The following is a 13,156-nucleotide window of genomic DNA, read 5'->3' on the forward strand; positions in this document are numbered from 1 at the left end:
AGGTGAACGGCGAACATGGCCGAACGCGATGAGCCAACGGGCGCTTTGGTAAGGCCGTACGCCGTCACCCGAGGTCGCACCCGGCCCAAGCTGGAGATTGCGATCGAGGCGCTGGTCGAGACCACCGTGCGTGGCCGGGCGGCCAATACCAGGCCGGGTGGTGCTCACGGCCAGGAGCAGCAATACATTTCAACGCTTTGCGACGGTCGCCTGCAGTCTCTCGCCGAGATCGCGGCGCGCATGCAGCTTCCGCTGGGTGTCGCCCGCGTCATCGTGGCAGACATGGCTGCCGACGGATTGGTCGCGGTGTACGAGCCGACCTCGCTCGACGATAACGAGTCGGTGGGCACAGAACTGCTTGAGAGGGTGCTGAGTGGACTTCGGAGGCTCTGACGTGGCACACCGCCCAGGGCGGGTCACGTCAGCGAAGATCGTCATCGCCGGCGGTTTCGGCGTGGGCAAGACCACACTGGTCGGCTCGGTCTCGGAGATCACGCCGCTGACCACCGAGGCCATCATGACCTCCGCCGGTGTCGGTGTGGATGACACCCGCAATGTGCCCGGCAAGACGACGACCACTGTCGCGATGGACTTCGGTCGTATCTCGATCGACCGGGACCTGATCCTGTACCTGTTCGGCACCCCGGGCCAGACCCGTTTCTGGTTCATGTGGGACGAGCTCGTGCGGGGCGCCATCGGGGCGGTCGTGATGGTGGACACCCGGCGTCTGGCCGACTGTTTCGCCGCGATCGACTTCTTCGAGCACCGGCGGCTGCCCTACCTGGTGGCCATCAACTGCTTCGACGGCGTGCAGTACCACAACGCCGACGACGTGCGGGAGGCGCTCGCGATCTCGAGCGACGTTCCCGTGGTGTCGTGCGACGCTCGCTCCCGCGAGTCGACCAAGAACGTGCTCATCTCGCTCGTCGAGTACGTGCTGTCGATGCGCCGGAGCCGGGCGACCGCGCCGGCGTAACACCCCGCAACACCCCACTCAGCCGTGGACGCGCACCGAGCACCCGTGAGGGTCGCCCGGTGCGCGTTTGCGTTGGCGGACTTCACGCTGCGTACCGTTCCGAGTGCGGAACGCGCCCGTTTCCGTTCTCGGGCTCGCTGAGCGATTCGTACCCCGTTCGGTGTCCTCGGGATGCCCCGGCCCGGCTCGGCGCCCTGACGGCGCGCACAGGCCGTTTGCACGGGCATTCGCGCGGCCATCCTCCACGACATCTGCACGGGCACGACTCCCGCCGCGGCCCGCTCGTGGCCGGTGGTGTGTTGCGGGGGGCGCCTGCGGGGCGTGTGGCGGGCGGCGCGTGGCCGGCGGTGCGTGGCGGGGCATATGGCGGGCGGCGCGTGGCCGGCGGTGCGTGGCGGGGCGTGTGGCGGGCGGCGTGTGGCGGGCGGCGTGTGGCCTGCGGCCGTGGGCGTGGCCGTGATGTCCCGGGCGAGCCTGTGGTTCGGCGCCGGCGTCAGAACGGAAACCAGCGAGGGCCGCCCCCGACGATCGGGAGCGGCCCTCGAAACGCTGTGCGGTGCCGGCTAGCGGCGGGCGGAGCGGTACTCGTACTCCCGCTCCTGGTAGTCCCGGCTCGCCTCGCGACTGAAGTCCCAGCCGCCCGCCGACTCGCGCCCCGGCCGGCCGCCGACCGCGAAGCCGCCGACCTCCTGGCCCCGGCGCCAGCCGCGGAAGTAGCCCGTCGTGTGCGCCGCGATCTGGGCGGCGTCGCGCACGATGCGCAGCGGCCGCTCCGGGTTGTTCACCGGGGCGCCCGGCACCAGGTTCTGCTGCGGCACGCGGCGCGGAAGGCCGGAGCGGGTCTCGTCGCCGATCTCCGGCGCGCTGGCCCGCTGGGCCGCCTGCCACGCCGAGTCGTTCGAGTTCTCCCAGCTCGGGGTGGCGCGCGGGGCCGCGGTCTCGCCGGTGGACTCGGAGTCCGCGTCCCAGTCGGTGAACCAGGCCGAGCGGGCGGCCGCGAAGATCAGCAGGTCGCCGTCGCCCTCGTCGGCCGGCTTGGCCTCGCGGTCGGCGGCCGGGGCGCGGCGGCTGCGGCCGGCACCGGTGCTGCGGGCGGTCGCGCGCTCCGCCGGGCGGTCCGAGTCGACCAGGCGCAGGGCCGGGGGCTCGAACGGGAACTCGCCGCTGTACTCCCCGCTGAGCTCGTCCGGGTAGCCGGCCTTGAGCGCCGGGTCGGCGACCGGGGCCGGCTCGACGAGGCGCAGGCCCGCGGACTCGAGCGGCAGCTCGCCCGTCTGCCACGGCGGGGGCACGCGGCCCTCGCGCTGGCGGGGCAGTTCGACGTGGCGCTCGGCCGACGCCGACCGGGACCGCTCGCTGCGCGGGATCTCGGTGCGCGCCCGCTCGGAGCGGGGGATCTCGGTGCGGGAGCGCTCGGACCGCGGGATCTCCGTGCGCGAGGAGCGCGGGATCTCGGTGCGGGCCCGCTCGCTGCGCGCCGGCTGCTCGTCGTCCTGGCTGCGGTCGGCGTGCCGGGAGGCGGCACGGGTCGACTGCGCGGCCTCCTGCTCGGCCCGGTCGCGCTCGGCGCGCCGCTCCGCCCGGGACAGCCCCGCGGAGGCGGCCGCCGCCGGGGACTCGGCCCGGGAGCGGGTGGAGCGTTCGCCGTTGAGGGGCGGGAACTCGCCCGAGCCGAACGAGGACAGCGTATCCGTCGCCGACCCGCGCGAGGCCGCGGCGTCGGAGCCGCGGCGCGGGGGCAGGGCCGGCTTCGTCGTGGCCTCGAGCGTCGCGTCGAGCGCCGAGAAGTCCGGCGGCTGCGGGATGTCGCTGAGCTTCGGCAGGCTGCTCAGCTCCGAGGGGGAGGCAAGCGGGTCGGCGCCGAACTTGTAGGCCGCGGCCGAGGTCTCCGTGGTGGGCGCGTCCGACGGGCCGAGCGGCCAGCGGGAGCCCGCGGCGCTCGCGGTGTCGAGCGTCGGCGGCTCGCCCAGCGCGGCGAGGTCGCTCAGGCGCGGGCCGCCGTCGAGGCCGCCGCCCGAGGTGGGCGCGGTCGCGGCCGGGGACGAGACCGAGGCGGCCGGCGGCGCGGAGGACGGGCCGGAGAGCGGGTCGTAGCCGTAGGAGTCGAAGCGCGGCAGCTCGTGCGGCTCGGATCCGCCGATCAGCGGGGCGATGCCCGGCGGCGGGGGCGGCATGAGCGACGTGAACTGCGGCTCGTTGCTCGACGACGTCGGCTGCGGCGGGATCACCGGGGTCGGCGCGACCGGCGGCGGGGCGACCGGGGCCGGGGCCACCGGCAGCGGCGCGACGGGCGTCGGCTGTGGCGGCGCGGGCTGCAGCGGGACCGGGATCGACTGCATCGAGGCCGGCGTCGGCGCCTGCGACTGGTAGGTCGGGGGCACGGGCGGCGCGGGCGCGTACATCGGCGTCGGCGGCTGGTAGGCGGCCGGCTGGTACGGCGGCGGGGCGGCGTGCGGGGAGGGCGTGTATCCGGGCGGCGTCGAGGTGACCGGCGGCGCGGAGGTGACCCCGTAGGCCGGCGGGCCCGAGGGCACCGAGCCGTAGGCGGGCGGCCCGGACGGCACCGACCCGTAGGCGGGCGGCGCGGACGGCACCGACCCGTAGGCGGGCGGGGCCGACGGCACGTAGCCCGGTGGCGTGGAGACCACGGCCGGTGGGCCGGACACGACGGCGGACGCGGAGCCGATGGTCGCCGGGGGCGCCGACACGACGGGCGGCTGGGCCTGGGCCGGCATGGTCGGCGCGTTCTGGGCGCGGCGGCGGCCGCCGGCGGCGCGGGCGGTCGAGGTCTCCTCGGACCGGGCCACCTCGGCGGCGCGGGCGGCCTCGGCGGCCCGGGTCGCGGCGCGGGAGCGGGTCGGCTGGGCGTCGCTCGCGGCGGCGGCCGGCCGGGCGTTGGAGGCGACGGCGGCGGCCCGGGAGCGCGACGGCGCGTCCTGGGCGGCGGCCGGGCGCAGCGGGGTCGCGGGGCTCAGCGGACCGGTGGGCGCGCCGAGCGGGGTGCCCTGGTTCAGGGCGGCGGCCGGGCTGAGCGGCGTGGCCGGGCGCTGCCGGTTGGGCAGCGTGCGGTGGGCGGCCGGGCTCATCTTGTCGGCGAGCACCGCGACGAGTGCGGCGGCCGCGGCGTCGCCGGCCCGCACGGCCGCGACGGACTGCCGGATGGTCTCGGCGACCGCGGTGGTCATGGCGCGGTTGACGCCGGTGCGGCGCGGGGTCTCGGCGATCGCGACCCGCAGCGCGGTGATCGCCTCGCCCAGCGTGACGGCGTCGGCGACCCCGGCCTTGGCCAGCTCGGCGACGACCGCCTGGTCGCCCTTGCGGCCGGTGGCGCCGCCGCCGAGGATGCCCGGCTCGGGCAGCGCGTCGAGGATGGCCAGCGGGATCGACTCGGCCGGGTCCGGGTAGGCGCGCAGGGCCGCGGGGTAGAGCTCGCGGAGCACCTCGCGCAGCGTGGCCGCGGCGCTCTGCCGGCCGGAGACGACGGCGGCGTGCGCGGCGAGGACCGGCTTGAGCGGGAGCATGTCGCGCGGCGCGGCCTGGCCGACCGCGGAGAGGACGCCGGCCTGCAGTGCCCGGGCGAGCCCGACCGCACGGCGCTCGGCGGCGTTGGACTGGATCTCCTCCGGCGACTCGTCGTCGGCGAAGCGCTCGGCGTAGTCGTCGGCCGAGTCGTCGTCGGTGAACGCGAGGTTGCGGCCGGCCGCGGTGAGCAGCTGGGTGACGACGTGGTCGTCGCTCTCGGCCGCGACCGCCACGGCGGAGGTGCCGCCGGAGCGCTGCGCCAGCAGAGCGCTCAGCTCGGCGTAGCCGCCGGCGTCGTCGCTCACCTCGCAGATGTCGATGAGTCGGCCGGCGTCGTCGACGACCGCGACGGTCAACCAGATGTCGGAACCCGACTGCGGCTCGGCGGGGTCAGCCGACGCCAGACCGCAGTACACCCGAACGAGCGCCACCGCGTCGTCCTCCTCTCGGGACATCAGTTGAGCTTTCGTCACGTCGGCGGGGACTGTCCCGGCGCCCCGCCGTCGTGTTGCCGCAGGTCAAACTGAACGACCTCTAGTGAACAGGTTGACGGCCGGTGACGCGATCAGCCGAAACGGCTGAATGCCCCAGTGGCTGATCGTCGTCCACCGTCGCCACCCGTCCGGCTAGGAGCCGGGTCGGGCCCGCCGTGCCAAAATGCCCACGGCTTAGATCCTGTCGGTCACAAATCAATCACGCCAGTCCACGGCGGCAGAAATTTTGCCGATAATCGTCCGCCAGCCGAGGGCCGCCTGTTGTGCCCCGATTTTCTTGAGCCGGCGCTTGGCGAAGAAGCCGCCCATGCCGCCCGCCGCCGCAGCTCGCAGGCCCTCGTCGAGGTCGTCGAGCGGGGAGCCGGGGGCGAGCGCCGTGCGGACCGGTTCGAGCCGCAGGGCGTAAGCAAGGTCACGTGCCGCCTCGCCCGCGGCGAGGAGCAGGTCGGTGTCCCACGCGTCCTGGCCGCCGCGGAGGTTCTCCACGACGAGGTCGAGCTCGTAGTGGTTCTCCTCGGTGGGCACGACCGCCGAGGCCGTGATGCGCTTGCGCAGGCTCTCCCAGGTGTCGAGCTGGGTGAGGTCGTGCTCGGCGTCGCTCTTGACGAACTCGACCAGGCCCTCGGCGGAGCGGAAGAGCAGCAGCTTGCCGCGGTGGGAGAGGAACGCCGGAACCTCCTCGGGCTCGGCCTCCTCTTCTTCCTCTTCCTCGTCCTCGTCCTGCGCGTCGGCCTCGGCCTCGGCGTCCTCGTCGTCGGCCTTGTCCGCGTCCTCGTCGAGGTCGGCGGCCTCGTCCAGCTCGTCGGATTCGGCGGCTTCGTCGGAATCCGCGTCATCCTTCTTCGCCGGCTTCTTGCGGGACCTCGTGGATGAAGCTTCCACGGCGGCCGGCTCCGGCTCGTCCTCGAACAGCTCCGCGTTCTCGAGGATGACGACGCGCTCGTCGTCCTCGTCGTGCGCCGGGCGCCGGTCGAGGATCGCGAAGTCGTCCTCCTCCTCGTCGACCTCGGTCGGGGTCAGCTCGGTGTTGAGCCGGTAGGCCCGCAGCGTGAAGCCGACGCCCTTGAGCAGCGCGATCTCGACGGGCTCGATGCGCACGTCGTTCCACATCGCGTCGGCCTGGGCCGTGCGCTCCCGGCCGCCCTCCTCCTCGTCGAAGTCGGCGTCGTCCTCGTCGTCCTCGATGTCGGCGTCCTCGGCGGCATCGGCGGCATCGACGTCGTCGTCGATCGCAGTGTCGGCCAGGGCGTCGACGTCGGCGTCGGCCGAGGCTTCCTCGATGTCCTCTTCCACCGGCTCGGGCTTGGCCGGACGCGAGGATGCGGGCCGGGAAGACCGGGAAGACTGGCGGGCCACTGTGACCTCCGTAGTCGGGCTCGGCGTGCGGGCACACCAGGGCGTGTGTGGCCTCGCGCACAAAACACCCTAGTGTGCACCGTCTGCGGCGGTCAGACCCCCTTGGGGTGCCAGACCGTCTTGATCTCCAGCAGCGAGAGCATGCGGGAAACGCCGGGGTCGGCGCCCCAGTCCGGAGTGCTCGGCCGGATCACCCGCTTCAGGTTCTCCGCGGCGGCCGCCTCCAACGCCTTCGCGAGTGTGGCGTCCGTCACACCGGTGAGATCGATGGCGTTCACGTCCATGTGCGCGGCGAGCCACGGTGCCATCTCGGCGACCGAGCCCGTCAGCAGGTTGACCACGCCGCCGGGCAGGTCGGAGGTGGCCAGCACCTCGGTCAGGGTCACGGCCGGCAGGGGCCGGTCGGGGGCGGCGAGCACGACGACCGTGTTGCCGGTCACGATCGCGGGCGCGATCACGCTCACCAGCCCGAGCAGCGACGAGTCGGCCGGGGCGACGATGCCGACGACGCCGGTCGGCTCCGGGGCGGAGAGGTTGAAGTACGGCCCGGCGACCGGGTTGGCCCCGCCGTGCACCTGGGCGATCTTGTCGGCCCAGCCCGCATACCAGACCCAGCGGTCGATCGCGGCGTCGACGAGGGAGGCGGCGTCGTCCTCGAACAGCCCCACCTCCTCGGCGAACTGCGAGCGGCGGCCCTCCAGCATCTCCGCGATCCGGTAGAGGATCTGCCCGCGGTTGTACGCGGTCGCCCCGGACCACTTGCCCACGGCCGCGCGGGCCGCCTTCACGGCGTCGCGGACGTCCTTGCGGGAGCCGAGCGCGGCGTTGGCGAGGAACTCGCCCGAGGCCGACTGCACCTGGTAGGACCTCCCCGACTCGCTGCGGGGGAACGCGCCCCCGATGAACAGCTTGTACGTCTTGCGAACGGCCAGCCGGCCTTCAGTGCTCAAGGTAGGCCTCCAGCCCGTGTCGGCCGCCCTCGCGGCCGTAGCCCGACTCCTTGTACCCGCCGAAGGGCGAGGTGGGGTCGAACTTGTTGAACGTGTTGGCCCACACCACGCCGGCCCGGAGCCGGTCCGCGATCTGCAGGATGCGCGAGCCCTTCTCGGTCCAGACGCCGGCGGAGAGCCCGTACGGCGTGTTGTTGGCCTTCTCGACCGCCTCGTCCGGCGTGCGGAACGTCAGCACCGACAGCACCGGCCCGAAGATCTCCTCCCGGGCGATCCGGTGCGCCTGGGTGACCCCGGTGAAGATCGTCGGGGCGAACCAGAACCCGCGCTCGGGCAGCTCGCACGGGGCCGACCAGCGCTCGGCCCCCTCCTGCTCGCCGACCTGCGACAGCTGCCGGATGCGGGCCAGCTGGGCGGCGGAGTTGACCGCGCCGACGTCGGTGTTCTTGTCCAGCGGGTCGCCGACGCGCAGCTGCGCCATGCGGCGCTTGAGGGCGGCGAGGAAGTCCTCGGCGATCGACTCCTGCAGCAGCAGCCGCGAGCCCGCGCAGCACACGTGGCCCTGGTTGAAGAAGATGCCGTTGACCACGCCCTCGACCGCCTGGTCGACGGCCGCGTCGTCGAAGACGATGTTCGCGGCCTTCCCGCCCAGCTCGAGGGTGAGCCTCTTGTCCGTGCCGGCGACCGCCCGCGCGATCGCCCGCCCGACCTCGGTCGAGCCGGTGAAGGCGACCTTGTCGACGCCGGGGTGCTCGACCAGCAGCCGGCCGGTCTCGCCCGCCCCGGTGACGATGTTGACGACGCCCGGCGGCAGCTCGGCCTGGCGGCAGATGTCCGCGAAGAGCAGCGCGGTCAGCGGCGTGGTCTCGGCCGGCTTGAGCACGACCGTGTTGCCCGCGGCCAGCGCCGGGGCGATCTTCCACGCGAGCATGAGCAGCGGGAAGTTCCACGGGATGACCTGGCCGGCGACGCCGAGCGGGCGCGGGTCGGGCCCGAAGCCGGCGTAGGGGAGCTTGTCGGCCCACCCGGCGTAGTAGAAGAAGTGCGCGGCGACGAGCGGGATGTCCACGTCCCGCGACTCGCGGATCGGCTTGCCGTTGTCCAGCGACTCCAGCACCGCGAGCTCGCGGCCGCGCTCCTGGATGATCCGGGCGATGCGGTAGAGGTACTTCGCCCGCTCGCGCCCGGGCATCGGCCCCCACACGGTGTCGAAGGCGTGCCGGGCGGCGCTCACCGCGGCGTCGACGTCGGCCGCGTCGGCGCACGCGATCTCGGCGAGGGTCTCCTCGCTGGCCGGGTTGATCGACTTGAACGGCTCGCCCTTGCCGTCGACGAACTCGCCGCCGATGAACAGGCCGTAGGACGAGGCGATGTCGACGATGGCGCGCGACTCGGGCGCCGGGGCGTAGGAGAAGTCCATCGCTAGTCCAGGGTGAAGTAGTCGGGGCCGCTGTAGTGGCCGGTGGCGAGCTTGGTGCGCTGCATGAGCAGGTCGTTGAGCAGCGTGGAGGCGCCGAAGCGGAACCGGTCCGGGTCGAGCCAGTCGGGCCCCGCGGTCTCGTTGACCATCACGAGGTACTTGATCGCGTCCTTGGCGGTCCGGATGCCCCCGGCCGGCTTGACGCCGATGACCCGCCCGGTCTCGGCCCGGAAGTCGCGCACCGCCTCGAGCATGACCAGCGTCACCGGCATGGTCGCCGCGGGCTGCACCTTGCCGGTGGAGGTCTTGATGAAGTCGGCGCCGGCCAGCATCGCCAGCCAGGAGGCGCGCCGCACGTTGTCGAGGGTGGCCAGCTCCCCGGTCTCGAGGATGACCTTGAGGTGGGCGTCGCCGCAGGCCTCCTTGACCGCCGCGATCTCGTCGTGGACCTCGGCGTAGCGGCCGGACAGGAACGCGCCGCGGGAGATCACCATGTCGATCTCGTCGGCCCCGTCGGCGACCGCGGCGCGGGTGTCGGCGAGCTTGACCGCGAGCGGGGCCTGGCCGGAGGGGAACGCGGTGGCGACGCTGGCCAGGTGGACCTTCGAGCCGCGCAGAGCCTCCGCGGCGGTGGCGATCATGGCGGGGTACACGCAGATGGCGGCGGCGCTCGGACAGCTCGCGTCGGCCGGGTCGGGCCGCACCGCCTTGGCGCACAGGGCGCGCACCTTGCCCGGCGTGTCCGAGCCCTCCAGCGTGGTGAGGTCGACCATCCGGATCGCCAGGTCGAGCGCCTGGGCCTTGGCCGTGGTCTTGATCGATCGGGTGCCCAGCATCGCGGCGCGTTGTTCGGCGCCGACCTGGTCGACTCCCGGCAGGCCGTGCAGGAAGGTCCGCAGCGCGCCTTGTGAACGCGGCGTGACCTCGGCGGTGAGGCTCATGGGGAAAATACTAGGCTCTCGCATCGTGGACGTACTCGTGGTGGATCACCCCCTGGCCAAGTCGCGGCTGACCGCGATGCGCGATGAGCGCACCGACAACGGCTCCTTCCGGGCCGCGCTGCACGAGCTCACGACGATGCTCGTGTACGAGGCGGCCCGCTCGTTCGCCACCGAGCAGTTCCCGGTCAAGACGCCGGTCGCGACGACCGAGGGCACCCGCCTGGCCAACCCGCCGCTGCTCGTGCCGGTGCTGCGGGCCGGGCTGGGCATGTCCGACGCCGCGCTGGCGCTGCTGCCGGAGTCGTCCATGGGGTTCGTGGGGCTGGCGCGCGACGAGCTCACGTTCGAGCCGCGGGCCTACATGGAGTCGCTGCCCCGCGACCTGTCCGGCATCCCGGTGCTGGTGCTCGACCCGATGCTGGCCACCGGCGGCTCGCTGGAGCACTGCGTGCGGCTGCTGGTCGACCGCGGTGCCACCGACATCACGGTGCTGTGCGTGCTCGCGGCCCCGGCCGGCATCGAGCGGCTGGCCAACTCCGGGCTGCCGATGCGCCTGGTCACCGCCGCGATCGACGAGCGGCTCAACGAGCACAAGTTCATCGTCCCGGGCCTGGGCGACGCGGGCGACCGGCAGTTCGGCGGCATGCCGCGCTTCGGCGATTCTTAAAAGCCTGCTTAAGAAAGGTCGCCGTAACGAGGGACAACGGCGGCCGGGCCCTTGAACGGGTGAACGGGTCCGGCCTTACGTTTGCCCGCGATGAGATACCGGAAGAAGCTCCTGATCGCGGCCACGATCCTGCTGGCCCTCGCCGGCTGCGGCGCGATCGCCTCGGCGACGCTGCGGGAGCCGGTGGCGGGGTTGAGCGAGGCCGACGCCCGCCAAGGCATCCAGGCCCGCACGACGCCGAAGGCCGGCCACGACGAGAACAGGCAGCGCCGCTGCGTCGTCGACGCCAAGCTCGTGCCGAGCTGCGGGCTGCTGTGGGGCGTCGCGCCCGGCGCGTTCACGGACCTCTCGTCCGGCCAGGCCCTGCGCAACTTCGAGAGCACGACGGGCCGCCCGGCCGACATTCTGCACTCGTACCACCGCGGCGACGAGGTCTTCCCGACCGCCGACGAGATCGCCGCGGTACAGCAGCCGAGAAAACGCATCCTGTTCGCCAACTGGAAGGTCGCCTGGGACACGACCTGGGCGGACGTGGCCGCCGGCGGCGAGGACGCGCGCATCGACAGGGCGGCCGCGCGGTTCCGGTCGTTCCCCGGGACCATGTTCCTGGCGCTGCACCACGAGCCCGAGAACGACGTGCGCGCGGGCGGCGGGATGACGGCCCGCGACTATGCCGCGATGTTCCGCCACACCGTGCAGCGGCTGCGCGCCGACGGGGTGCGCAACGTCGTCTTCGTGCTCGTCTACATGGCCTACCAGCCGTGGTGCGAGAAGGACTGGTTCGCCGAGCTGTACCCGGGCGACGACGTCGTGGACTGGATCGGCATGGACCCGTACCTGTTCGCCAGGCCCGGCGGCTACGGCTACGGCGACTTCGCGTACCTGGTCGACCACACGTCGAACCCGGCGGTCTGGCCCGGCTTCTACTCCTGGGTGACGAGGACGCACGGCGGCAAGCCGCTCATGGTCGCGGAGTGGGGTGTCTACGAGCACGCCGCCGACCCGGCCCAGAAGGCCTGGATCTTCTCCACCGTCGCCCAGCAGATCGGCAGGTTCCCGGCGATCCGGGCGCTGGTCTACTTCGACTCGCCGAACGCCCCCAAGGGCGACACCCGCCCGGACTCGTCCCAGCCCGCGCTGAGCGAGTTCCGCAAGCTGGCCGAGTCCCAGGTCTTCTCCGTGACGCTCTAGCTACCGCAGGCCCAGCGCCTCCGCGGTCTGGGTGCGCAGGGCGACGAGGGCGGCGGCGGCCCGCTCCCGGGCCCCCGCGATGTCGCCGCCGGCGACGGGCTCGACGACCTCGAGATAGGCCTTCAGCTTCGGCTCGGTCCCGGACGGCCGGACCACGACCCGGCTGGCCCCGGCCCGCAGGATGAGCACGTCGGAGTCGGGCAGGCGGTCCTCGATCGAGGTCACCGGCTCGTCGAGCAGCTCGGCCGGCGGGTGGGACCGGATGGTGGCCATCATCGCCGTGATCTCGGCGAGATCCTCGACGCGCACCGAGAGCTGGTCGGTGGCGTGCACCCCGTGGCGCAGGGCCAGCTCGTCCAGCCGGTCGCCGAGCGTGCGCAGCTCCGCCTTGAGCCCGGCGGCGAGCTCGCAGACCAGCAGGGCGGCGGTGATGCCGTCCTTGTCGCGCACCAGCTCGGGGGCGACGCAGTAGCCGAGGGCCTCCTCGTAGCCGTAGGCCAGATCGGCGCCGTCGATGCCGTCAGGGCCGGCCCGCACGATCCACTTGAAGCCGGTCAGCGTCTCGCCGTAGGGCAGGCCGCGGTCCGCGCACAGGCGGGACAGCAGGCTGGAGGAGACGATGGTGGTCGCGTAGCGGCCGCGCACCCCGCGGCGCATGAGGTGGTCGGCGAGCAGCACCCCGACCTCGTCGCCGCGCAGCTGCCGCCACTGCTCGCCGCTGCGGAAGGCGACCGCGCACCGGTCGGCGTCGGGGTCGTTGGCGATGGCGATGTCGGCGCCCTCCCGCGCGGCGAGCGCCAGCAGCAGGTCGGAGGCGCCGGGCTCCTCCGGGTTGGGGAAGGCCACGGTCGGGAAGTCGGGGTCGGGCTCGGCCTGCTCGGCGACGACGGACGGGGCCGGGTAGCCGGCCGCGGCGAGCGTGGCCTCGAAGACCTCGCGGCCGACGCCGTGCATGGGGGTGTAGGCCACGGCCAGGTCCCGCGGCACCTCCGGGTCGATCACCCCGACCGCGGCGTCGACGTATTCGCGCACGATCTGCTCGCCGAGCACCTCGCCGGGCGGGCCGAGCGGCACGTCGGCCAGCGGACCGACCTCGCGGATCGCGCGTTCGATCCCGGCGTCGGCGGGCGGGACGAGCTGGGCGCCGTCGTGGAGGTACACCTTGTAGCCGTTGTCCTGCGGAGGGTTGTGGCTCGCGGTGACCATCACCCCCGCCACGGCGCCGAGGCGGCGCACGGCGAAGGCGAGCAGCGGGGTCGGCAGGGGCCGGGGCATGAGCAGCGCCCGGCGTCCGGCACCGGTCGCGACCCGGGCGGTCTCGACGGCGAAGGCGTGCGAGCCGTGCCGGGCGTCGTAGCCGATGACCAGCGGCCGGTCGTCGGGGCCGGCGGCCTGGGCGGCGAGCCAGCGCACCAGCCCGGCCGCGGCGCCGCGCACGACCGCGAGGTTCATCCCGTTGGGCCCGGCCCGCAGCGGCCCGCGCAGGCCCGCGGTGCCGAAGCGCAGCGGGCCGGCGAACCGGTCCGCCAGCTCGGTCTCGTCGTCGAGCAGGGCCCGCAGCTCGTCCCGGCTCGCCGGATCGGGATCGTCGGCGAGCCAGGCTTCAGCCGCGCAGCGGAGGGATGCGGTCATCTGCCTT

General features: G+C 73.7%; 10 protein-coding genes. 4 read left to right on the top strand and 6 right to left on the bottom strand.

Features of this window, described 5'->3' with window-relative positions:
• The first annotated feature begins 15 nt into the window (after positions 1–15).
• Together ACQP1P_RS04245 and ACQP1P_RS04250 are read left to right on the top strand one after the other, a co-directional pair.
• Positions 16–393, top strand: coding sequence for a DUF742 domain-containing protein (locus ACQP1P_RS04245; RefSeq protein WP_350611831.1), 378 nt, complete (start codon positions 16–18; stop codon positions 391–393).
• Complete coding sequence (locus ACQP1P_RS04250) at positions 374–976, top strand: GTP-binding protein (protein WP_433083288.1); 603 nt, start codon at positions 374–376, stop codon at positions 974–976. The genes ACQP1P_RS04245 and ACQP1P_RS04250 overlap by 20 nt, the downstream gene beginning before the upstream one ends.
• 563 nt (positions 977–1,539) lie before the next feature.
• On the opposite strand, the gene ACQP1P_RS04255 is transcribed toward ACQP1P_RS04250, so the two are convergent.
• From ACQP1P_RS04255 to deoC, 5 genes are all read right to left on the bottom strand, one after another.
• Positions 1,540–4,953, bottom strand: coding sequence for a hypothetical protein (locus ACQP1P_RS04255; protein ID WP_433083290.1), 3,414 nt, complete (start codon positions 4,951–4,953; stop codon positions 1,540–1,542).
• Positions 4,954–5,187: 234 nt separating this feature from the next.
• Positions 5,188–6,285 (bottom strand): DNA primase, encoded by a 1,098-nt coding sequence (locus tag ACQP1P_RS04260; RefSeq protein ID WP_433083292.1) that lies wholly within the window; start codon positions 6,283–6,285, stop codon positions 5,188–5,190.
• A gap of 155 nt (positions 6,286–6,440) precedes the next feature.
• Entirely contained in the window at positions 6,441–7,298 is an 858-nt protein-coding gene (locus tag ACQP1P_RS04265; protein WP_433083294.1) for an aldehyde dehydrogenase family protein, read from the bottom strand.
• Complete coding sequence (locus ACQP1P_RS04270) at positions 7,288–8,718, bottom strand: aldehyde dehydrogenase family protein (protein WP_433083296.1); 1,431 nt, start codon at positions 8,716–8,718, stop codon at positions 7,288–7,290. The genes ACQP1P_RS04265 and ACQP1P_RS04270 overlap by 11 nt, the downstream gene beginning before the upstream one ends.
• 2 nt (positions 8,719–8,720) lie before the next feature.
• Positions 8,721–9,659 (bottom strand): deoxyribose-phosphate aldolase, encoded by a 939-nt coding sequence (gene deoC, locus ACQP1P_RS04275; RefSeq protein WP_433083298.1) that lies wholly within the window; start codon positions 9,657–9,659, stop codon positions 8,721–8,723.
• A 25-nt stretch (positions 9,660–9,684) separates the two neighbouring features.
• Between deoC and upp the strand changes: the two genes are divergently transcribed.
• Positions 9,685–10,326: a uracil phosphoribosyltransferase gene (gene upp, locus ACQP1P_RS04280; RefSeq protein ID WP_433083300.1), complete on the top strand. Its 642-nt coding sequence runs from the start codon at positions 9,685–9,687 to the stop codon at positions 10,324–10,326.
• Between the two features lie 90 nt (positions 10,327–10,416).
• Positions 10,417–11,517, top strand: a complete 1,101-nt coding sequence (locus ACQP1P_RS04285; RefSeq protein WP_433083302.1) for a glycoside hydrolase family 26 protein — start codon at positions 10,417–10,419, stop codon at positions 11,515–11,517.
• Here the strand turns inward: ACQP1P_RS04285 and ACQP1P_RS04290 are convergent, their stop codons facing one another.
• The gene (locus ACQP1P_RS04290; RefSeq protein WP_433083303.1) at positions 11,518–13,149 is read right to left on the bottom strand and encodes a phospho-sugar mutase; all 1,632 of its coding nucleotides are present in this window, start codon (positions 13,147–13,149) and stop codon (positions 11,518–11,520) included. It abuts the gene before it with no gap.
• Positions 13,150–13,156: the final 7 nt, after the last annotated feature.

The sequence above is a fragment of the Dactylosporangium sp. CA-052675 genome (assembly GCF_050947935.1).
Taxonomy (GTDB): Bacteria; Actinomycetota; Actinomycetes; order Mycobacteriales; family Micromonosporaceae; genus Dactylosporangium.

Bases quoted from the DNA above. Each gene is read 5' to 3' on its own strand.
- ACQP1P_RS04245 (WP_350611831.1), top strand. From the start codon at position 16: ATGGCCGAACGCGATGAGCCAACGGGCGCTTTGGTAAGGCCGTACGCC.
- ACQP1P_RS04255 (WP_433083290.1), bottom strand. From the start codon at position 4,953: ATGTCCCGAGAGGAGGACGACGCGGTGGCGCTCGTTCGGGTGTACTGC.
- ACQP1P_RS04270 (WP_433083296.1), bottom strand. From the start codon at position 8,718: ATGGACTTCTCCTACGCCCCGGCGCCCGAGTCGCGCGCCATCGTCGAC.
- deoC (WP_433083298.1), bottom strand. From the start codon at position 9,659: ATGAGCCTCACCGCCGAGGTCACGCCGCGTTCACAAGGCGCGCTGCGG.
- ACQP1P_RS04285 (WP_433083302.1), top strand. From the start codon at position 10,417: ATGAGATACCGGAAGAAGCTCCTGATCGCGGCCACGATCCTGCTGGCC.
- ACQP1P_RS04290 (WP_433083303.1), bottom strand. From the start codon at position 13,149: ATGACCGCATCCCTCCGCTGCGCGGCTGAAGCCTGGCTCGCCGACGAT.